Source organism: Thermoleptolyngbya sp. C42_A2020_037, assembly GCF_015272455.1.
Taxonomy (GTDB): Bacteria; Cyanobacteriota; Cyanobacteriia; order Elainellales; family Elainellaceae; genus Thermoleptolyngbya.
In genome coordinates, this window is record NZ_JACYLP010000011.1 from 63193 (window position 1) to 84420 (window position 21228).

Genomic DNA, 21228 nt, shown 5'->3' on the forward strand with positions numbered 1-21228 from the left:
AGAATGCCCAAAAAAGGGGGCAACCGCACTGGCTTTACATAAAAGCTTCATGAAATAGGCTCTCTCTGCCTGAATTTCATCCTATTTGGGGCATTTGAAGACAATAGGGGAATGTTGGGAAGAGGAATGATTTGAGAGAGAAATTCCCCAGCTCTGACAAAAACCCAGAGTTCTCTCTAAGGTTGACCCAAAATCTAATACCGATTCGCCTTGAAAAAATTGGTGTGTGCAAGCCGAAAAGTTTAGTAAAATAACTTTACAAGACCAATAGGTATTTATTCTCATTACATTCGCTTCATCGCCATGACCGACTTTCCCTGGTTAACCTCCATCGTTCTGCTGCCCCTAGCGGCTGCGCTCCTGATTCCCCTGCTGCCGGACAAAGACGGCAGAATTGTCCGTTGGTATGCCCTCGCTGTGGGGTTGGCGGACTTTGTGCTGATGTGTTTCGCCTTCTGGACTCACTATGACCCCACTGTCGCAGACTTTCAGATGGTGGAAACCTTCGGCTGGATGTCGCAGATTGGGCTAAGCTGGACGGTTTCGGTGGATGGCTTGTCGGTGCCGCTGGTGCTGCTGGCTGGCTTTGTGACCACGCTGTCGATGTTTGCCGCTTGGGGCGTAGATCGACGGCCCCGCCTGTTCTACGCGCTGATGCTGGTGCTATACGCGGCGCAGGTGGGCGTGTTTGTTGCTCAGGATCTCCTGCTGTTTTTCATCATGTGGGAGGTGGAGCTAATTCCCGTATACCTGCTGGTGTGCATCTGGGGTGGGCAAAACCGTCGCTACGCGGCGATGAAGTTTCTAATGTACACGGCGATCGCCTCTATCTTCATTCTAGTTGCCGGTCTGGCAATGGCTTTCTCCGGCGACACCACTACGTTTGACATTGCCGCCCTCCGCCTCAAGGACTTCTCCCTGCCAATGGAACTCTTGCTCTACGCAGGGCTGCTGATCTCCTTCGGCGTTAAGCTGGCGGTCTTCCCGATGCACACTTGGCTCCCCGATGCTCACGGTGAAGCTTCCTCCCCAGTGTCGATGATTCTGGCAGGCGTGCTGCTGAAAATGGGTGGCTATGGGCTAATTCGCCTGAATATGGAGCTTCTGCCCAACGCCCATGTCTATTTCGCCCCAGTTCTAGCGATTCTCGGCGCAGTCAACATCGTCTACGGTGCGCTGAATTCCTTCGGGCAGACGAACATGAAACGTCGCCTCGCCTACTCCTCCATTTCCCACATGGGCTTTGTACTGCTAGGCATCGCGTCCTTCACCGATATCGGCGTAAGCGGCGCAATGCTGCAAATGATTTCCCACGGGCTGATTGCTTCGATGCTGTTCTTCCTAGCTGGCGTAACCTACGACCGCACCCACACCATGATGATGGACAAGATGGGCGGCATCGGCCAGGTGATGCCTCGCGTGTTTGCCCTATTCACGGCTGGCGCAATGGCCTCGCTGGCGCTGCCCGGAATGAGCGGATTTGCTGGAGAAATCGCTGTGTTCATGGGCATGACGACGAGCGATGTCTACGGTTCTACCTTCCGCACGGTAACGGTGTTTCTCTCCGCAGTTGGCCTAATCCTTACGCCAATCTATTTGCTGTCAATGCTGCGTCAGGTCTTCTTCGGCACGAGCGCTGAGCTAATGTGCGACGTAATTCCGTCCTGTGACCTGGGCGATTTTGAACTGAAGCGTCAGGGCAATGAGGAAGCTGCCTGCTTTGGCACCAACTGCGTCCTGCCAGCAGATGCGAAATTTGAGGATGCCAAGCCGCGAGAATTGTTTATCGCCGTTTGCTTCTTGGCGCTGATTGTGGCGATCGGGCTATATCCCAAGCCTGCCATGCAGATGTATGATGCCAAGACTGTCGCTGTGAATGCTCAAATGCAAATATCTTATCAGCAATTCGCGCTCACGCATTCCTCAACCTATGCGGGCGGATTGCTCAATGGAGTCGTTTCCAGCGCCAAAGCACCGGTTCTGGGTGTAGTGGAATAATAGCTGGATGGCTGGGTGGCAGAGGGCAGGAATGAGGGACGAAAGTTAGCCTGGTCAAAACTTTCAGGGTTTCTAGTAATCCTAACTGCCACGCATGTCTGAATTACTGTGCCACAAATCTCAAAATTTTTAGAACTAAGAAACCGTCGCCTGGCAACCCAAGCGGCGGTTTCTTGCAGGAAAAGCGCTTCTAACCCTTAGCTGACGCTAGCCAGCGCGGGCGCTTCGGGGGCCCATTCGGTGTGGAACGTGCCTGCTTTGTCGATGCGCTGGTAGGTGTGCGCTCCAAAGTAGTCTCGCTGAGCCTGGGTGAGGTTTTGCGGCAGGGTGGCGCGGCGGTAGCTGTCGAAATAGTCCAACGAGGCGCTGAAGGCGGGCACCGGAATGCCAACCTTAGCAGCGGTCATAATAACTTCACGCCAGGCCGCCTGACGATCCAGAATGGTCTGCTTGAACTCTGGAGCCAACAGCAGGTTAGGGAGAGCAGGGTTCTCGTCGTAGGCTTTTTTGATTTTGTTCAAGAAGCCTGCACGGATGATACAGCCACCCTTCCAGATGCGGGCCATTTCGCCCAGGTTAAGGTTGTAGTTAAACTCTTGCGAAGCTTTGGCGAGTAGCGCCATGCCCTGGGCGTAGGAGCAAATCTTGGAACAGTAGAGCGCATCCCGCACCATGTTGGTAAAGACTTGCTGATCACCTTCGTAGAGTCCGCTGGGACCCGTCAGTTCTTTTGATGCAGCAACCCGCTCTTCTTTGATGGAAGAGATGATTCGGGCATTCACCGCGGCGATGATGGTGGGAATGCTGACCCCCAGTTCTAGGGCACTCATTACCGTCCAGCGACCCGTACCCTTTTGTCCGGCAGCGTCGAGGATGAAATCGACCAAATGCTTGCCCGTATCGGGGTCGATCTTCTGAAAGATGTCGGCAGTAATTTCGATCAAGAACGAGTTGAGTTCGTCGGTGGTGTTCCACTCGGCAAAGGCAGCGTGGAGTTGCTCGTTGGTCAAGCCGCCTGCATTTTTCAGCAGGTCGTAGGCTTCGGCAATGAGCTGCATATCGCCATATTCAATGCCGTTGTGAACCATCTTGACGTAGTGCCCAGAGCCACCGGGGCCAATGTATGTGACGCAGGGGCCGTCGTCTACTTGGGCAGCGATTTTGGTAACGATGGGTTCGATTTCGCGATAGGCAGCCTCGGTGCCACCGGGCATCAGGCTCGGCCCGTTGAGCGCGCCTTCTTCGCCGCCGCTCACGCCCATGCCGATAAAGCGCAATCCGGTGGATTCCAAATCCTTGACGCGACGCTCGGTGTCTTCGTAGAGGGAGTTGCCGCCGTCGATGATCATGTCGCCGGGTTCAAGCAGGGGCTTGAGTTGTTCGATCACGGCATCCACCGGGCTGCCGGCTTTGACCATAATCAGGATTTTGCGAGGGCGCTCCAGAGATTGCACAAACTCAGGCAGGGTGTAGGAGGCGACGAAGTTTTTCCCTGCGGCCCGCGTTCTCATAAATTCTTCTGTAACCGAACCTGTGCGGTTGTAAACCGCCATTGAATAGCCGTTGCGCTCGATGTTGAGTGCGAGGTTTTCGCCCATCACGGCCAAACCAATGAGACCAAAACTCTGTGCCATAGATTCTGCCTACTTGCTTACTGCTGGACAACGCCGAACCAAATTCCAAAGCGCTTCACAGAGGACGGATGCAGGCAAAGCCTACACGACCCCAAGGCTTTAATAGATTTTTGGGACTGTCTGCTCTTTATCAGAGTAGACAAGTTTTTCAGAAAGGGCAGTTCATCAAAGATTTTCTTTATGCCTTAAACCGTTTGGTTGTCTGGGATACAGGAATTTGAATGATGAATTCAGTGTGGTGTCCTGGGGCAGAATTGCAGCGGAGGATACCGTGGTGGGTTTCGACGATGATCTGGTAGCACATGGTGAGTCCGAGGCCCGTGCCCTGGCCGACGGGCTTGGTGGTGAAGAAGGGATCGAACAGGCGGGATTGGAGATCTTCGGGGATTGGGGGGCCGTTGTTGGCGATGCGGATTTGGATCTGTCCATCAGTGCTTCCCTCCTGAACCGCTTTGCCTCCTTTGCCCTCCCCGTTCTCCAGATATCGAGTCTGAATATGGATTAGGGGAGGGGAGGAAGCTGCCAAAAATCCACTGGGAATGTGAGGAGTCTGAAGGGCATCGATGGCATTGTTGAGGATGTTCAGAACCACCTGGTTGATTTGGCTGGGATAGCACTCTACAGGAGGCAGATCGCCGTAGTTGGTCGTGACTTGAATGACAGAGCCACGGGCAGAAGTCTGGAACCGATGCTGCAAGATCAGCAGCGTGCTATCGATGCCGTGGTGAATTTCGACTCGCTTCAGTCCTGCTTCGTCCATGTGGGAAAAGGTGCGGAGCGAGAGGACGATGGTGCGGATGCGCTCGGCTCCGACCTGCATGGAGTTGAGCAGTTTAGGCAGATCGGCAGTGATGAATGGCAAGTCTAGGCTGGCTTGCGCCTCCTGGACAGGTTGGGGAAGGTGGGGAATATGCTGCTGATAGAGGGCGATCAGGTCGAGCAGGGCATAGGCATATTGGCGGGCGTGGGTGATGTTGCCATAGATAAAGCCGATGGGGTTGTTGATTTCGTGGGCGATGCCTGCGACGAGTTGCCCCAAGCTGGACATTTTTTCACTGTGGAGCAGTTGGGACTGGGTTTTGCGAAGTTCCTGGAGGGTGAGTTCAAGTTCTTCAGCTTTTTCGCGGTAGCGCAGTTCCGACTGACGCAGGGTGGCTTCTTGCTGGAGGGCTTGCTGGATGCGATCGCGCTCTCGTAGGTATCGGAGCGATCGCTCTAGCAGCCGCCAGATAATTAGCCCCGACACGGCCCCTGCGCCCATCAGCGACAAACCCAAGTAGCGCAGACCCAGCAACATCTGCTGATAGACAGGGCGGGGCGCGTCGATCCGCAGCAGCATGACCGGACGGTGGTGCAAGTCATAGATGAGGCGGTAAGCGGCGATCGCCTGAGTTGTAAGCGGGATGATTACCTGCGGTTGCCCTGTCTTTAGCTGAGCCAAGGCTTGCTGATGGTTCGCAGAGGGTAGGGCTGTGAGTGGATGCAACGATAGCGACAGTTGAGTCGATTCGGCTAGCTTGGCAAGCTTGTCGGCATCCAGCGTTTGTCCAAAAATGAAGCTGCCGACAACGGGGCCGCTACCGTTGCTTCTTAGGATAGGACGGCTGACAAGCAGCGTTAGCCGTCCAGAAATGAGCACTACGCCCTGAGGATTTGACGGCTCTTGTCCCACCTGGAGTAGTTTGGGCAGCGCAATCAGCGCATCCTGAAAGACCTCGTCGGCGGGGCTGTTGATTTGTCCATTGGAATAGTCGTAGGCAGCGCTATAGAGCAGGGTTTGGGAGTCGCGGGCGATCGCCATCCAGTCTGCCTGGGTCGCTGTGAAGGTGACCTCACCAATCGAATTGCTGGTATAGTCTGGCTTTTGACCCTGGGCATAGGCGTAGGTATCGTCCCAGGTTGCGTAGTCTGTTGCGGCATTGCCCAGGATGTTGAGCTGATTTTGAAGCGCTTGCTCAACCTGATCCAAGTTTCTTGTGAGGGTCAGCCTTTCGACCTGACGGGCGCTGTTGAGCAAAATCGTCGATGAGCCGACAAACAGTAGGGTGGTTATTCCTCCGAGAGTCAGAAATATGCTAACTGGAAGCGGAACTCGCATGAATAAAGTGCGGCTTGAGAAACGGCGGAGCAAGATTTCTAAACACTCTGGGAAACTGAATTAAGAAGACTCGAACTCACGGCAGGACAAAGCTAGAGGCTGGAACACAGCACTGCCCAAGGTGTTGCCGTCGTTCCTTAAGTTCTTTAAGCTCAGAGTGCCCAGCCGGTCAAGAGTGGGCGACATCGGTTGATAAAATGCTCGCAGATAACTAAAACTACACCCTTTTCTATGGCTAGCCCGGAAATGTCTAATTCAGAAACACCGACAGAGATGCCTACTAATGCTAGTGCGGGGGCTGACGCGGTGGACGAGGCGATCGCCCGTGGCATTGATTTTGACGGGTCGCCCATTCCCCAAGCCAAACTAGACCTCTACAGTCGGGTGATGGCGCTGGAGGCGGGGCGGCAGCGCAGCGGCGTAAGCAATACTATGCGATCGCGCATTGTCCGCATCGGCGCGAAGCACATTCCTCAAGAAGAGCTAAATCAGATGCTGATTGCGGCCGACTTTGCCCCGCTCAAGGATAAGGAAATTGCCTTCTTCTACGGCGGCAAATAGGCGGCAATCGTAGTGGTAAATCGTAATAAACAAGCGTTACAGAGCGCAGGGATTTGTCACCAAACGCTGTAATACTGTTAGACAGGCAGTAAGCAGTTGGAGATCGAGCTGGGGAGCGTGCGATCGCCAGTTGCTTATTGCTCGCCAGAGTTTTTTAGACATGAATTTTTCCCAATGGTGCTTACTCCCAGCGCAATTGCGGCGATCGCCTATGGCTTACTGTCGCTGGTTGGCGGCATCCTTGGCTATCGACAGGCAGGCAGCCAGGCCTCGCTTCTCTCCGGTGGCATCAGTGGTGTGCTGCTCCTTTTGTCAGGAATCTTGCAGGCGGCGGGCATACCCTGGGCGCGGGGTTTGGCCGCGCTGATCACTGGGGCACTGGTGGTCGTTTTTATTATGCGCTGGATTAAAACCCGAAAGCCAATGCCAGCCCTGCTGATGATCGTGGCAGGACTGGCATCGCTGTTTGTGATGGGTTTTATCGCGTCTTGAAACGGTCTGGAACCGAACAATTCAGCCTACACCGTACCCGCAGGCAGCAGGCCTGTTGCCGCCAGGATAGAGTTCAAAATCGAGCTAACGATGGCCAGGGCGATCGCCCCCAGAATGGCGCTACCGATGCCCCAGCGCAGTCGGAAGCCCTGAGTCAGCAGGGCCGCCAGACCAAACACAATCACCGAACCCAGCAGCGGCACAATGCCCAGGGTAAACAGCCAAGACGCAGTGCGAATAAACTGCGGAAAGGCGTACCAAATGCCATTCAGCAAACCAATAATGGCACCCGCAAACAGGGCTGCACCGGGATTGTCGATGTCAATTCCTAGGGGCAGTTTAGAAATAATCAGCAGGCTAATTGCCAGCACCAAAATCGAAATTAAAAGTCCAATCATAGTCACTCCTCCAAAGTTAACTACTTAAAAATCAATCAGAGAGATCAAACAACAGGTTAGGACGATTCATGCAATCAACGTTAAAACGATCTCGCCCGGTTAAAAGGAGCAGTCTTTCTATTCTTAAGTCCCTAAAGCACTGCGAAAGGAGCCGTTTTCTCAGTTGAAACCGTCAGACCTTTGCACTGATGATTAGCACCAAAACTGATGGTAAACCAAGCCTAAACTAGGGTGTCAAGGCATCTTCGAGCTTGCGGAGAACCGAGGCTTCGGCTTCGCTAATCTTCTCGCCGCCAATCCCCAAAAAACCGCCTTCTTTCACAGCTTCGGCAACCTTCTTGGCGATCGCCAATAGCCAGCTTTTATACTCATTGGCCTGCACCCCCGTTACCTTTGCCGCCAGCACCGACTTGACTTTATCAAAGTGGGCGATCGCCGCATTTCGACCATCAGATGCGTTTTTCAAATCACGAATATAGCGGAGAATTTGAAACTCCTTCTTCAGCAGTAGCGAATCAGCCGGAGTGCCGTCGGCCAGATCCAATTCGTTGAGTGCTGAGACCACTGAATTGACCAGCCCATCGGGCGGCAGATCCTGACGCTGTTGCTCAGCAGCGAGAGTCTGAACACCCGCCTGCACTTCTTTCATAAAAGAGACGGGATCGGTCTTGTCGGCCAGCGTCAGCGCAATAATTGCCTGCATAGGCGCTTGCGTTAAAACAGCCCACTCCTCTTCTGAGAAATATTGTTGCACCATAGTTGTTTCCTCAAACGTTTCCTCTAGCTGCGCTCCAGAAAACAGCTTTGTAAAACAACCCGTTTTCTGAGAACCAATCCAACCACGCCGGAAAGAGCTTTCAAAAAATCTCAGTAATTTCCGTATGCATTACAGCAGGATACTGGAAAACCTCGCTTTTTGTGTAGGTTTCCTGCGTACATTCGCGGTTGCAATTTTTTAGGCAGCGCAAAGCCGCTGGCAAGGCTCCCATCTACGGGATGCTCGGTGCGTTGCAGCCTGCCGCGTCGGGAAATCCCAGCAGTTGCCCAACGGCAAAACAGCGAAACGGATTTTGGGGCACTGGCGGGTCACCCGCCGCGATCCACACCTTGAGCCGCATGGGGTCGAAGATGGCCTGTCGCAATGCGCCGTTGCCGCCGGGACTGGCATCATCGTCAAACAGGTCGAAGGGGCTGACTTCCATCGTGTCGGGATGAGTGCGATCGCGCAAAATTTCTGCTACCACCGTCGGGTCGATTTCGCCGTAGCGAGAGCTGATGCCATCTGGCTCCAAAAGCTGTCCCAGCCGCCTAAAACGACGATCACTAGAGAGATCGATTGGCAAAGGCTGCCGCTCAAACATTTCCGGCAGGACAAAATGATTGGTTGCGTAAAGCACGCCATTGTCCTGGAGGGGGCGCACGCCCAGATGCCGCCCTGTAAACTCAAACACGCCCGCCTCTCGCGACTTGCCGTCGGTAATCATGATGATGTTGCCCCGCACACGAGGCTGGGTTTCCATAAGGCTGTGGGCTTCGGCAAAGCTAGTGGCCGTTTTCAAGATTTGCCCCATGATTTGCACATTGCTGCGCCCTTCCCGCGACAGTTCAGTAATATCCGCCGCGTGGGCCGTATCCAGCCCCAGCGAAATGCCTGCTACATTCACCCCAGAGTTGGGCCAGATCACGCCGGGATAGGTAACAAACACATGGGGCAGTCCCTCAAGAGGCTGTCGGATAAATAGGATGGGATTGTAGACAACGTAATCGACGGGTTTCTTATCGTTGTCAACGCTGCTGCCGTGATAGAGGTAGCCGTCTTTTGTGGCGGCGTTGGTTGCCACAAATTGGTTACAGCCTTCCCAAAACAGTTCTCGCGGCAGCGTGTAGCCGAGAATTTCTTGAAACACATCGGCATAGGACATCATCATGCAAACGTCCGTATCCATGCCGATATCGCTGGCCGCATCGGCCATGCCCCGACATTCTTCCAGTAGTTCTGGAAAGGCTCGGTTTTTGGCCAGTCGCCCTAGTCCCAGACCTACACCGGCCAGCCGAGCAATCCGCAGCGGCCGCTCCCCAATGCTGGCGATTTCGTCGTGGAGTAGGGTGCCGTGCTGATAGCCCATGTCGTAGGGAGTTCCTGCCAGCCAGACGATTTTGATTAAGCCGCGCTCTTCCCGGTGGGCGGGGACGGGCTGCCAGTTGGCGGGCAAGAATTCGGCGACTTTTTCGGGGGCGATCGCCACTTCAGGAACAAGCTGGGCTGAGGCGAGCGTATTGCAATCGCAGATGGTTTCGGCGGCGGAGGCTTGCAGATTCAGCAACCAGGACTCGAAGGCGATCGCCCCGTTGGCCGTCGAAGGAGCACGATTGACCAGTTGCCCCAGACGAATCAACCGCGACCCGTTCAGCACAATTTGCGAGGTCGGATAGCGCTGCAATAGTTCCAGCAGGGTGAACTGCCCGTCGCCTGCTGCAGACAGCACCAGCGTAGACCGCAGCGCCTGGATATTTGCGCGATTGGAGGGAGTTTGAAGCACCTCGCCAATCTTAAACAGCGCGTATTCCCCCAGCAGGGAATTCAGGTCTTCATCTAAGTTAATCGCGTCGGCTTTAATGGAGTCGTTCAAAGCCTCCTGAAACTGATCAGGCGCAATTTTGGCAACCCGCAGCATCGATCGCCAGCCCGGAGAAAGATAGCCCGTTTCGGCAAAGGTAGTCAGTTCGCCAATGCTGATAGAAGGGCGCAGCGGGCCCAGGGCAATCACCAGTCGTCGATTGGCAAAGTCTGGTAGCGGGGGCACAGCCTGGGCGCTGGCGGCCTGTTTTGGGCTGGCACTGATGTCGGAAAAAATGTCTGTGTTTGCAATCAGGCTGGTCTTTGTGCTGGTAATTGCCCCAGAGAGGGCAGCCGTTTGGGAAGACGGCTCAATGGGGGGCGAATGCGGGGCGGGGGCGATCGCCGCAGCCGTTTCGATCCAGCCAGCCGCAGCCGTTTGAGCCTGCTCACCGGGCTGGACATTGAGACGAGTAGCTTCAAGCGTTGCCGTGCAATCACACACCAATTCTGGCAGCAGCGTTTGCACCGTCCGCAGCACAGGCAGCAGCCGATTCACCACCAGTTCTACATCCGTATAGGCTTGTTCCAGTCGTCCCACTTCCAGCCGCACGGTGGGTTGGGGATACTGTTGCAGCAGTTCCAGCACAGAAAACGTGCCGTCATCTCGGAGGGCACGACGAAAGGCCGTTTCCACATCGCCAAGCCGTTCACTGCCGAGGGGATCGCCCACGGTTTTGTTGACCTGGAGAAAGATAAATTGGCGCTCCGGCAATGCATCCAGATTGGGAAGGGCGATCGCCTGCGTGAGCCAGCGGTGCATCGCTTCCGGTTCGATCTCTGCGGCAGTCAAAAATGCCTGGGTGGGTTCTGAGAGGGTTTTCTGCGCGGCAAAGGTTGCCAGTTCGCCATAGGGAACCGAGAGCCGCTGATCCCGAAACTGGAGAATTACCGTTTGGGCAGCGCTGACGCGATGAATCATCAGCAGGTTGAGCAACAGGCTCAGCAGCAGCCCCACGCCCAGCCCGATGCCCAGCCTTAGAGAAGAACGTTGAAACCCTCGTCGCGATAGCAAGAATTGGGCGATCGCCCCTTCTCTCACCCCTCGAAAACCACGAAAGTTATACCCCATAAGTATCTCAATCTCTCAATCGACTCAATTAAGAATTCAAATGCAGACCTTTGAACTTGAAATTTGCGACCTGGGTCAGTCGATTTTGGCTCTCAATTCTTAAACCAAATTCCTAAACGTAATCCTCAAAAGGGTCTATCTCCATGCGAGCATCGCCCTTGAGAATTGCTCGTCAAAACATCCGTAGTGTAAGTGAAATTGTCAGTAAAGTATCGAGCACATCTGGCGAAGATATGTATCACCTTGTAAAATTCTGCGAAAAAGCGATGCTTGAAAGCAGCAGCCCAAAAAGAGGCGCAAGTTGGCTGACCTCCGGCTATTTCTACTGACCTCCGGCTATTTCTATCGCAAGGCTGAGCCATTCTTTGCAATACTTCCTGACTTCAGGTGTATTTCTTTCACAATTCATGGTGTGGTTTATTGCCATTAGTAGATTCCCGCTGGTTTACCTGCCAATGCGCCTTTGAGTCGTGCGGCGATCGCATCCAGTGTTGAGGAAAGTCTTTTGAGGAGTGAGTATATGCAACCCGATCTGCAATCTACCCGTCGATGGCAGCGCCTATTGCTGTCGTGCAGTGTGCTAGTGTCTACGGTCATTGTGGGTGGACAGGCGGCCGTCGCCGCAGCCGCGATCGCCGTAGAACCGACCACTACAGAGTCAGTTGCCGCAGAATCGATCAGTAAATCTGGCATTCGGGCGATCGCTGCTGAGTCAGCCGCCCCGGTTGATAGCATGACTCCCGCACTTTCAACTACTCCTGATCGCTCGCTGGATGCCGAAAATCTGCCTGGCGAATGGCTGGAATCCGTCGAAGTTGGGACTGAAACGACTGTTTCTCCTGCACCCGCAAGCGGAGTTACTCCAGAAGAAGGACTTGTTGCCGAACCGATTACCGAATTCACTACTGCACCTGTCACTCCCCTAGTCGAGAGCGCCGAAGTCGAGTCTGCTGAAATCGAAGCTGCCGAAATTGAGGTTCCGACGGGCACTGCCGCAGATCTGGAACCGATGCCCACCAATCGGGCGATCGCCAATACCGATGTAGAGCTTGATCCAGACCTATCCGATCCCGGCTTCTCAGTTCCCGCCCCCATCGAAATTGCTCAAACGGGCCCCCGCGAAGTCCGCTATGTCTTCAGCTACATCGGTGTAGGGGTCAACCTGGGCATTGCGGGCGATGCCGCCATCGGCGACACCAGCTTTGCCGTCCTCAGCAAAATTGCCCTCAATCCCTACCTCTCCCTGCGTCCTAGCCTGCTGATCGAAGACGATGTGAGCGTTCTCGTTCCTGTTACCTACGACTTTGGCATTGCCGGGCCAGGCGCGGGCATTGCGCCCTTTGCGGGTCTTGGCCTCACGTTTTCCACAGGCGATGACAACAACGTGGACTTCCTGCTAACGGGCGGGCTAGATTTTCCGATCAATAGTTCGCTGGTGGCGACGGCATCCGCCAACCTTGCACCCTTCGGCGATGAAGTAGACTTTGGTATCCTGCTGGGCCTGGGCTACACCTTTAGCGCTCGTCGGGCTGTGGTGCGTCGTCCCACGATCGCCGATGTGCAAGATGCGGTCGGCGGCACGGCTGATGCGCTTGGCCGCAGATCCCGCGTCAACCCCAGCTTCATTGGCGCTGGGGCAAACCTGGGCATCGGCGGCGACTCTGCGCTGGGCAACACCAGCTTCGCCATCCTGAGCAAGTTTGCCCTGGGCCGCACGCTGTCGATTCGTCCAGGGCTGCTAATTGAAGACGACGTAGAAGTGTTGCTGCCTGTTACCTTTGACCTAGAACCCATTCGGACGGGATACGCAACGCTGGCTCCCTACGTTGGGGCAGGGCTTGCCTTCTCCTTTGGCGACGACAGCGAGGTAGACCTGCTGGTGACGGGCGGTTTCGATATCCCCCTCACGTCTTCTCTGGCGCTGACGACGGGCATCAACGTTGGGCTGTTTGACAGCTTCGACGTGGGCGCAACGCTGGGACTGGTCTACACATTCTCGCCTTACTAAACCTTCTGGCCTTACTTCAGAAGCGCTGTCATTAAACGTCTGGCAATCTGGCAATATCGAAGTTTGCCCAACAAAACGCTGCGCGAGGAGGTGCCATCGCGCAGCGTTTTAGTGTCGTTTAATGTCGTTTTAGTAACGTCCTCACGATGACTCAAGCCGGGATCAGGCAAAGTAGGTGGCAACAGGCAGTGCGCCCAGGGTGGCGTGGCCCTCTGCGAGGGTTGCGGTCGTGAGGTTAACTACGAGGTCATCCTTGGCGCTGAAGCTGGCGGTGCCGTTGTTGGCGGCCAGGTATAACTCCCGCTTCCACCGAAACATCACCGCTTCGTTTGCCCTGAGCGCCTGACGGCCGCCTCGCTGCTGATTTTTGTCGGCGTAGGCCAGCTTGACGGCATCTTCCAGGGTTTTCGCTTTGAGGCTGCCTGCGTTGAACAGCGCTTTGGGACGGTTCAGCGTGGTCAGGCTGTTGTCAAAGTCGAACACGAGGCGATCGCCCTCCAGCACATTGAAATCCAGAATGCGATCGGGCGCAGTGATTCTCGATTGCTTGAACGCCTTGCCCTGCCGCCCCGCGCTATAGACAAACCAATCGGCTCCTGTGCCGCCGACCAGCGTATCGCCGCCCGTTCTGCCCAGCAGGATGTCGCTGCCGCCTTCGCCCCGCAGAACGTCTGTCCCCGCAGTGCCCAGCAGGATGTCATTTGCCGCCGTGCCCGTGATTTCAGTAGGCGGATCGAGCGGCGTGCCTGTTGCGCCAAACTCCACTGCGCCAATGTCGATTTTGCTGTCGCGGGTGCGGCCTAGCTTGTCTGTCGTGGGTGCGCCGGAGCTAACGCCTGCATTAATCGCAGCGCTGCCTTCCAGAAGCGGATGAAACAGCAGAAAACCTTCACTCATCTGCTGCAAGCCGCCCAGCTTGGGGTCGGCAATGCGAATGCCAGAAAACACCAGATTGCTGCTGTTTGCACCGCCCGCAAAGGTGGAAAATTGCAGGTTGCCGCCGCCGTTGGAAAACGTGCCGCTGCTCTGCTGCTGGATATTCCAGGTGTTGCCGCCGTTGGCTGCGGTGTTGTTAAAAAAGACGGTGTTTTTCAGCGTGGCGGTGTTGCCGCCTGCCACCGAAACGCCGCCACCGACCCAGCCTGCGGTATTGAGGGCGATCGTGGTATTGACAATCGTGGCGTTGTTGTAGAGCGCCATGCCGCCGCCCACATTGCTCGAGCCGCGCCCAGTGACCGAGTTTCCAGAAAAGGTGCTGTTGGTAATCGTGGCAGGAGCCTTCATCGTCCAGATGCCGCCGCCCTGACCTGTGGCGCTGTTGCCGACAAACGCCGTGTTGCTGATCGTCAAGCCCCGGTTTAGATCGTTGCTCATGACCACGATCGCCCCGCCGTTGCCCCCGTTGCCCTGGGGCAGTGCCGTCACCGCGTTGTCTTTGAACAGGCTGCCCGTAATGGTGACGCTATCTTGCTTGCCCGTGTAGAGGTAGGCTGCACCGCCTTCGCCCTTGCCTTTGTTGCCCTCAAACACGCTGTTGACAATGCGGATAAAGCCGGACGCTTCGCTGGTGGAACTAGCGCGGTCGGTGTAGATCGCCCCACCAAAGCCCCGCAAAAACGGGTTGGGCTTGCCTGTGTCGTAAAAAGCAGCCGTGGTGCTGTTGTTGAGGAACTTGGAATTTTCGATGGTGAGCTTGCCGTTGAGACTGTTGATCGCGCCACCGTTGATGCCCTGGTTGTTGACAAACTCGCTGTTTTTCACCGTCAGCGGGCCAGGCCCCCAAAAGGCGATCGCCCCTGCCCCCCGTTCGTCATTGCCCGCCGTTGCCTTGTTGCCCGTGAACTTGCTGCCCGTCACCGTCAGCGACCCTTCAAAGGCGCTGAACACTGCGCCGCCGCCCTTGTTGGCGACGTTGTTGGTAAAGACGACGTTTTCCAGCATCAGCCGGCCCTGGTGTTCCGTGGCGATCGCCCCGCCGCGCTCGGTGGTGAAGCCATTGGTCAGCGTCAGATTTTTCACCGACAAACTGGTGGGCTGCACCGAGGTCGATTGCAGGTTAAAAATGCGTGACTTGTTGTTGCCGCTAATTTTTAGCCCCGGCGCAGTGCTGCCGTCGATGGTTAGATTTTTGCCTGCGGGAATATTGATCTGGCCGCTGGTGAGGGTAATAGTTTGCCCGGCCAGGCTGCTGGCAAAGCGAATCGTGCTGCCGCTGGTGGCTTGGGCGATCGCCGCCCGCAATGATCCAGCACCGCTGTCGGCGGTCGTCGTCACCGTAATGATCGTGGACATGAGTGTTCCCTATCTGATGGTTAGCTGTAGGAAATGCAGGAGAAATGCACAGAAAATGCACAAGAAATGCACAGGAAATAAAGCGACTATCAACACGTCAGAAATCAAGACACAGAACGTGTGATTAAACGCTTGCTGGAGAGACTAGTAGATGCACACGGAACAAAAGCAACCGAGTCGAGGAAACACAAAACCGAACGAAGTCGCATGACCCTGATCGACTTTCCGGGAACGCCAAAATTCCTTCAGGAAACATTCCAACAGGTTCATGATTTTTTCACCTAAGTGAAAACGGTTTGTACGGGCAGCACGCCCGCCCGCTGCTGGCGCGGCGACAGCGCAATTCCCGTCACGTCAATCACGCCATCCTGGGCCGCACCAAAGCCAGCGCCCTCTACGTTGATCGAGAGCAGCGTGCGGCTGCCCCAGGAAAACAGCACCGCTTCACCAATCGCTAGGGCTTGCTTGCCTGCCTGCTGCTGGTTTTTGTCGGCGTAGGCAGCGGCGATCGCCCCCCTCAGCGTGCTGCCCTGCACGGTTCCGGCATGGAACAGGTTCTTGGGCAACACCGATTCGCCGTTGACTTCGATCAGGAGGCGATCGCCCTCAGCAAGGTTGAAATCCGTAATCCGATCCAGGCTCGATAGCCGCGAGTGAGCCAGAGCCGATTTCAGCGTTGCGCCAACATAGACAAACGTATCCGCCCCCGCGCCGCCCGTCAGCGTGTCGCTGCCTGCCCCGCCCCACAGCAGATCGTTGCCCCCATTGCCCAACAGCGTGTCGCTCCCCATGCTGCCGACCAGCCAATCATCCCCAGCGCTGCCTTCCCACCGCAGCCCCCGACCAAACTCGACCGCACCGACATCAGGCTGGGCATCCCGGCTCAGCCCCCGCTGGTCTGTCCGAGGTGCGCCTGCGCCCGTTCCTGTGTTGATGGCGGGGCTGCCGGCTAGCAGCGCGTGGGTCTGCCCCAATCCGCCGTTTGCCTGGAGGGGACCGAGCTTGGGGTCGATGATGCGAGAGTTGCCCACAACACGCGGATCGTCTTTACTTTGCAGCCCTGGAAATTCGATATTGCCGCCGCCGTCAATGAGCGGTCTGCGGGTTTGAACGCGAGTCTTCCAGGGATTGCTGGCAGTATTGAACGCAACGATGGAGTTTTTGAGCGTAATGGACTGGTCGCCCATCCAAAACGCGCCACCCTGGAATCCGGCGTGATTGTAGGCAACGGTGACATGGGTCAGCGTTGTGGCAGACGTGGTGCGGTTGCCGAAGGTGATTGCGCCGCCCAGCCCGCCACCGTTGCCATCGTCGGCCCGGTTGCCCGAAAAAGTGGTGTTCACGATGGTCGTCGGCGACGACTCGCCGATCCACAGTCCGCCACCCTGCCCCTGAGCCGTGTTGTTGGCTAGCGTGCTGTTTCGCAGGGTCAGTTCGGCGTTGCCGTGGCGCAGCCCGCCGCCCAGCGCCTCGCCATCAGCACCGGGAATCACGGTATTACCGACGATCGCGCAGTTTTCAATCAGCACCTTATCGGGCGGGTAGGCAAAGAGAAACAGTCCGCCGCCTTGGGCCGCACCGCGATTGTTTTCAAAGCGGCTGTTGCGGAGCGTGATTTGGCCGCCAATGGGGCCATAGCTGCTGTTGGGGCCCGATGCATTGGCCCCGTCAGTATAGATTGCGCCGCCGTAGCCACTCACACCCCGTTGAGACGCGCCTGGCGTGGAATCATTGCCACGAAAGATTGAGTTTTCAACCGTTAGCTCACCCAGCAGGCTATTGATTGCGCCGCCGTTGATGCCGCGATTGCGGAGGAATCGACTATTGCGGACGATCAGCACGCCCCCGCTCTTGGTGCCAATCGCCCCCCCGCCTCGTTCATTTTGGGCGAGCGTGCCGTCATTGGCGATGAACGTGCTGCCCTCTACGAGCGTCCGCCCGCGAAATCCGGTGTAGATTGCCCCACCAAACCCGGCCGCGTTTTCCTGGAAACGGCACCGGATCACCGTTAGCTCGCTACTGTTTCCGGTCAAGATTGCGCCGCCGCCGCCCGACTGTTCGGTGTTGCCCGTGGCCCGCCCGTGTCTTAGGGTCAGCTCCCGCAGGGTCACTTTGGCGTTGTCCCCAACCTGCAAGATACGGCTGCTGCGGTTGCCGCTGAGGGTGATGCCAGGGGCGGCCGAGCCGTCTATCGTAATTGAGCGGTTGAGGGTGAGTTGGCCGCTGGTCAGGGTGATGGTCTTTCCCTGGAGGCTGGCGGCAAAGCGGATGGTGGCTCCGTTGGTGGCCTGGGCGATCGCCGCCCGCAAAGATCCCGCGCCGCTGTCAGCGGTCGTTGTCACCGTGATGATTGTAGACATGAATGTTTCCTTTCTGATGGTTAGCTGGAAAGGGTGCAACCAGAGGTTGACACGCTAGAAATCATCCTGAGGAATGTCAAAGCAAAGGCTCAGCAGATAAATTCATGAATATGTGTGGAAACCAATCAGCCAGGACAGGAGACGCAAAAGAGAGAGGATGATGCAGGCTTTGATTCACTCTGTCAGAACATCCATGCTCATCCAGAAGGCAGGCAAGAAGACGGTCAATTTGCCTGTCCATCGTTTTCCTTGATGAAGGAAGATTCTGTATTAATGTTGAACTTTTTGTCGCTGACACAGGAACGAATCAATCATCACTTTTGCAAACAAAAATGCAGCGTTCATTATTCCAGATTCGGTTATTTCATTTCAGGAAATTAAATTGCACCAAATCGGTCTTTAGAACGTGACTGGGTTCATTGGGTAGACGCAAAGCGCAGGATTTTGTTCACGATAAAACGAAATGGCGATCGCCCTGCTCAACTCAATCTCAACTCAATAAAGATCCTGCAAAAATGGCCGTGAAAATACTGAGACAGGAATTCTGGATGATGCCCCAGACGCAGAGTAATGATTCAAGAACTCACGATTAAACGGGAATTCTTGACTGCTCGAAATATGGAATGGGATACGAACTTCGTCTTGTTTTACGATGCAAGAAGCATTCAAGAAACGAATCAAAAAGCACCCAAAAGTCTGGACTAGGGGATAAGGAATAAGGAAGGCGAGTAGACCGCGTAAATTAACACCCCAAGCAATCACTAAGAAACGCAGTCTAGAGTGGACGGTAGAGAAGTCCAGTGAGCGATCTTTCAGAAACCCTGATTAAAAGAATGGATGGAAAATCCTAACAGAGAAAATGGCTAATGAACATGACCAGATCTGCTAGAACGAGGCACCCGATCTGATTCCACGCTTTCATTAATAGCCCACACCATGCCTAAAACATTCCGTGAAACCGCTGAAAATGTTTATTTTTCAGCATTGTTAATTGCCACCTGCATTTCTGCGACAACTGTTGTCAGCCACTTCGTCAATTATTCCGGATATGGCACACACCGCAGCACATCTTTACGCTAGAGCGGCTACCGATAGGCAGCAACCTCCAAAGTTAACGTTTTCTATCGACCTGAGTAAATTAGGCCCGTCGCGCTGAAAGGTAAGTTATTCCCCTTTGCATGAGGAGCCGTTTCTATGTCTGCGTCTGCTGAATCATCTGGGTTGAAAGTTTGTCCTGCCTGCGGGGTCAAGATTGCCCCCGGCGGCATCACGGGCGATCGCGTCCTGTTTTCTGCCGGCCCACCGGGCACTCGCGCCACCCTGTGGACTCGCGTCTGTCAGTATGCCAAGCGCCCTGGCTGCATCAACAAGGATCAGGGTCAGAGCAGCGGGGGGACGGGGTGACAGGGGTTGGAATCGTAGAACCCGTTTCTCTGACTCCCTAACTTTATTCCCTGACTTCACCGCTCCCCTGCCCAATCGCCCACTTCATCTGGCTTAGCACGCCCCGCAGCATCGCCACCTCTGGCTCTGAAAGCTGGGCCCGCAGAAACAGGCGGCGAAATTTTTCCATGCGACTGGCGGCGGTGTGCGGGTAGAGGTAGCCAATGTCGAGCAGCAATGCTTCGAGCTGGTTGAAGTAGGCTTCCAGGGTGTCAAGGGAGGCAGTCGGCGCAGTTGCAGAGTGGGGGTTGCTCTCGCCTGCTGCGACTTTGTGGATTGCTGGATTGATTGCTTTATCAATTCCTTTGTCGATTCCGTCGCCACCTCCTGCCTGCGGGCTGCGGACTGCGGACTGGCGACCTATGGACAGTTCGTAGCAGCAGACGGCGACGGCCTGGGCCAGGTTCATAGAGGCATAGGCTTCGCTGGTGGGAATTTGCACGAAGCGCTGGGCCAGGTTGAGTTCGGCGTTGGTGAGGCCAGAGTCTTCGCGGCCGAAGATGAGGGCGGCGGTGGGCAGCGTGCCGTCAGAGAGGGGCGATCGCAGCCAGGGCAGGCAGTCTTGGGGGGATTCCAGGCGAATCGGCAGCGTGGTGCGATCGCGCCCGGTCGTGGCAACCGCTCGCTGGCAGCCCGTCAGCGCTTCCGATAGCGTTGCGACCGGGTGGGCAGCTTCCAGCAGGTCGGCCGCGTGGACGGCCAGCAGCCGCGCTTCGGCGCTGAGTGGGTCGCACTGGGGGTTGACCAACACCAACTGCCGCAGCCCAAAGTTTTTCATGACGCGGGCGATCGCCCCTACATTCAGCGGCCCAGCAGGTTCCACCAGCACAATGCGAATCTGCTCCAGCCCAGGGTTCACGATCTTTTCCACGGCAACAGTAGTCGGCTCATTAATAATTGGCTCATTAATAACCGGCTCATTAATCTAGCAGGCTGGGATTTTCATTCAAAATGCGGGCGCGGCGGCGACGGGCCACATCTTGCATGTCGATGATGTAATCGGTTTCATCCACGATTTCGCCCGTAATCACTTCCAGCACATCTTCCAGCGTAATCACGCCCGCCACACCCCCATATTCATCGACCACCACGGCCAAGTGTTCACGGCTAGTTTGAAATGACCGCAGCAGGCGATCGGCCCGCAGGCTCGTGGGCACAAACCAGGCTTTGCGAACAAAGGAGGAAATAGGGCGATCGCCCTGTCCCTCAATCAGCGCCGTCAGCAGTTCATGCCGCAGCGCAATCCCCAGCACCTCGTCAATCGTCTCCCCGATCACCAGTAGACGGTTGTGCTGCGAGTCAATAATATCGGGCTTACAGGCTTCGAGCGTCTGCTCTCCTTCTAGATACGTAATCGCCACGCGGGGGGTCATCAGCTTGCCTGCTGTGGCATCGTTGAGCGCAAACACGCGGCGAATCATCTCGGCTTCGTCGTCTTCGATCACGCCTTCGTCGCGGCCAATGGTGGTCAAAAGCTGAATTTCCGCTTCATTGGTCGTGGGACGATGGTTGCCACTGACAAACGGAGCTGTCACTTGTTCCAACAGCACCACCACGGGCGTAAACACGCGCGTCAGCCAGGTGAGCGGAATGGCTACTAATAGGGAAATGCTCTCGGCATTGCGTTCGCCAATAGTTTTTGGCAAGATTTCCCCAAAAATAATGATCAGAAACGTTAAAACGCCAGAAAAAATGCCAATCATTGCGCTGTTCAGCACAGACGCAGCCAGTGAGCCGATGACGATGCTCCCCAGAATGTTGAACAGGTTGTTGAAAATCACCAGCGTGGCGATCGGCCGATTCATCTTCTCTCGAATCGCCAGCAGCGCCTTAGCAGAAGCCCGGTTAGAAGACTGCGCCAGTTGTCGCACTTTAAGAATCGGCATCGACAGCAGGGCTGCCTCGGTGCAAGAGCAAAGCGCAGAACCACAAATGACAAACAGCGTGACAGTCAGCAGCGGCAACATGGCAAGAAGATTAACCGGGGTTGAAGGTGCCCAGGCTTGCGACCTAGCCTAGCGCATTCCCTCCATTGTCTTAGATGAATGGAGTCCTTCCACATGCCGCAAGCCGGAGATGCGCGTCTGCAAGGGCTATAGGGCGCGTTTCTTGGGATGGCTTCTCACAGCGGCTTGCTCAAAAAATATTTGGCAAAAGGTTCAAACTTTCTCAGGCTGTGTATTCTGGAAACTGTCACATTCAGCGTGTAGACACTTTTCGTAGTGTGGATCAGACAGGTCTTAATAGCATTTTCA

14 protein-coding genes are annotated in these 21228 nt (G+C 55.6%); 5 read left to right on the plus strand and 9 right to left on the minus strand.

All coding sequences use genetic code 11. The features are described 5' to 3' along the window. Positions 1 to 303 precede the first annotated feature (303 nt). Complete coding sequence (locus IGS16_RS02935; RefSeq protein ID WP_297083222.1) at positions 304 to 1998, plus strand: NAD(P)H-quinone oxidoreductase subunit 4; 1695 nt, start codon at positions 304 to 306, stop codon at positions 1996 to 1998. Positions 1999 to 2195: 197 nt separating this feature from the next. Here IGS16_RS02935 and gndA read toward each other — a convergent pair whose 3' ends face one another. Further along, a complete protein-coding gene (gene gndA / locus IGS16_RS02940) occupies positions 2196 to 3632 on the minus strand; it encodes an NADP-dependent phosphogluconate dehydrogenase (protein ID WP_297083224.1) in 1437 nt (478 codons plus the stop codon). Between the two features lie 178 nt (positions 3633 to 3810). Then, entirely contained in the window at positions 3811 to 5730 is a 1920-nt protein-coding gene (locus tag IGS16_RS02945) for a CHASE4 domain-containing protein (protein ID WP_297083226.1), read from the minus strand. Positions 5731 to 5976: 246 nt separating this feature from the next. On the opposite strand from IGS16_RS02945, the gene IGS16_RS02950 reads away from it, so the two are divergent. After that, positions 5977 to 6291 carry a DUF4090 family protein gene (locus IGS16_RS02950; protein WP_297083228.1) on the plus strand — a complete coding sequence of 105 codons (315 nt, stop codon included), beginning with the start codon at positions 5977 to 5979 and terminating at the stop codon, positions 6289 to 6291. 174 nt (positions 6292 to 6465) lie between these two features. Beyond that, a complete protein-coding gene (locus IGS16_RS02955) occupies positions 6466 to 6783 on the plus strand; it encodes a TMEM14 family protein (protein ID WP_297083230.1) in 318 nt (105 codons plus the stop codon). Positions 6784 to 6809: 26 nt separating this feature from the next. Here IGS16_RS02955 and IGS16_RS02960 read toward each other — a convergent pair whose 3' ends face one another. From IGS16_RS02960 to IGS16_RS02970, 3 genes are all read right to left on the minus strand, one after another. Further along, positions 6810 to 7181 carry a phage holin family protein gene (locus tag IGS16_RS02960; protein WP_297083232.1) on the minus strand — a complete coding sequence of 124 codons (372 nt, stop codon included), beginning with the start codon at positions 7179 to 7181 and terminating at the stop codon, positions 6810 to 6812. Positions 7182 to 7407: 226 nt separating this feature from the next. After that, positions 7408 to 7938, minus strand: coding sequence for a hypothetical protein (locus tag IGS16_RS02965; RefSeq protein ID WP_297083234.1), 531 nt, complete (start codon positions 7936 to 7938; stop codon positions 7408 to 7410). A 232-nt stretch (positions 7939 to 8170) separates the two neighbouring features. Further along, positions 8171 to 10870 carry a C45 family autoproteolytic acyltransferase/hydolase gene (locus IGS16_RS02970; protein WP_297083236.1) on the minus strand — a complete coding sequence of 900 codons (2700 nt, stop codon included), beginning with the start codon at positions 10868 to 10870 and terminating at the stop codon, positions 8171 to 8173. 520 nt (positions 10871 to 11390) lie between these two features. Between IGS16_RS02970 and IGS16_RS02975 the strand changes: the two genes are divergently transcribed. After that, positions 11391 to 12878 (plus strand): hypothetical protein, encoded by a 1488-nt coding sequence (locus tag IGS16_RS02975; protein ID WP_297083238.1) that lies wholly within the window; start codon positions 11391 to 11393, stop codon positions 12876 to 12878. Positions 12879 to 13040: 162 nt separating this feature from the next. On the opposite strand, the gene IGS16_RS02980 is transcribed toward IGS16_RS02975, so the two are convergent. Together IGS16_RS02980 and IGS16_RS02985 are read right to left on the minus strand one after the other, a co-directional pair. Beyond that, positions 13041 to 15170, minus strand: coding sequence for a bluetail domain-containing putative surface protein (locus IGS16_RS02980; RefSeq protein WP_297083239.1), 2130 nt, complete (start codon positions 15168 to 15170; stop codon positions 13041 to 13043). 281 nt (positions 15171 to 15451) lie between these two features. Next, entirely contained in the window at positions 15452 to 17530 is a 2079-nt protein-coding gene (locus tag IGS16_RS02985) for a choice-of-anchor Q domain-containing protein (protein ID WP_297083241.1), read from the minus strand. 1194 nt (positions 17531 to 18724) lie between these two features. Here IGS16_RS02985 and IGS16_RS02990 point away from each other — a divergent pair. After that, positions 18725 to 18934, plus strand: coding sequence for a hypothetical protein (locus IGS16_RS02990; RefSeq protein ID WP_068509842.1), 210 nt, complete (start codon positions 18725 to 18727; stop codon positions 18932 to 18934). A 43-nt stretch (positions 18935 to 18977) separates the two neighbouring features. Here the strand turns inward: IGS16_RS02990 and IGS16_RS02995 are convergent, their stop codons facing one another. Both IGS16_RS02995 and IGS16_RS03000 read right to left on the minus strand, forming a co-directional pair. After that, positions 18978 to 19844 carry an RNA methyltransferase gene (locus IGS16_RS02995; protein WP_297083244.1) on the minus strand — a complete coding sequence of 289 codons (867 nt, stop codon included), beginning with the start codon at positions 19842 to 19844 and terminating at the stop codon, positions 18978 to 18980. Positions 19845 to 19893: 49 nt separating this feature from the next. Further along, positions 19894 to 20940: a hemolysin family protein gene (locus IGS16_RS03000; RefSeq protein ID WP_297083246.1), complete on the minus strand. Its 1047-nt coding sequence runs from the start codon at positions 20938 to 20940 to the stop codon at positions 19894 to 19896. Between the last annotated feature and the right edge of the window lie 288 nt (positions 20941 to 21228).

Excerpts from the sequence above, each read along its gene's own strand:
- IGS16_RS02985 (WP_297083241.1), bottom strand. The coding sequence starts at position 17,530 with ATGTCTACAATCATCACGGTGACAACGACCGCTGACAGCGGCGCGGGA.
- IGS16_RS02950 (WP_297083228.1), top strand. The coding sequence starts at position 5,977 with ATGTCTAATTCAGAAACACCGACAGAGATGCCTACTAATGCTAGTGCG.
- IGS16_RS03000 (WP_297083246.1), bottom strand. The coding sequence starts at position 20,940 with ATGTTGCCGCTGCTGACTGTCACGCTGTTTGTCATTTGTGGTTCTGCG.
- IGS16_RS02945 (WP_297083226.1), bottom strand. The coding sequence starts at position 5,730 with ATGCGAGTTCCGCTTCCAGTTAGCATATTTCTGACTCTCGGAGGAATA.
- IGS16_RS02975 (WP_297083238.1), top strand. The coding sequence starts at position 11,391 with ATGCAACCCGATCTGCAATCTACCCGTCGATGGCAGCGCCTATTGCTG.
- gndA (WP_297083224.1), bottom strand. The coding sequence starts at position 3,632 with ATGGCACAGAGTTTTGGTCTCATTGGTTTGGCCGTGATGGGCGAAAAC.
- IGS16_RS02990 (WP_068509842.1), top strand. The coding sequence starts at position 18,725 with ATGTCTGCGTCTGCTGAATCATCTGGGTTGAAAGTTTGTCCTGCCTGC.
- IGS16_RS02980 (WP_297083239.1), bottom strand. The coding sequence starts at position 15,170 with ATGTCCACGATCATTACGGTGACGACGACCGCCGACAGCGGTGCTGGA.
- IGS16_RS02970 (WP_297083236.1), bottom strand. The coding sequence starts at position 10,870 with ATGGGGTATAACTTTCGTGGTTTTCGAGGGGTGAGAGAAGGGGCGATC.
- IGS16_RS02960 (WP_297083232.1), bottom strand. The coding sequence starts at position 7,181 with ATGATTGGACTTTTAATTTCGATTTTGGTGCTGGCAATTAGCCTGCTG.
- IGS16_RS02965 (WP_297083234.1), bottom strand. The coding sequence starts at position 7,938 with ATGGTGCAACAATATTTCTCAGAAGAGGAGTGGGCTGTTTTAACGCAA.
- IGS16_RS02955 (WP_297083230.1), top strand. The coding sequence starts at position 6,466 with ATGGTGCTTACTCCCAGCGCAATTGCGGCGATCGCCTATGGCTTACTG.
- IGS16_RS02935 (WP_297083222.1), top strand. The coding sequence starts at position 304 with ATGACCGACTTTCCCTGGTTAACCTCCATCGTTCTGCTGCCCCTAGCG.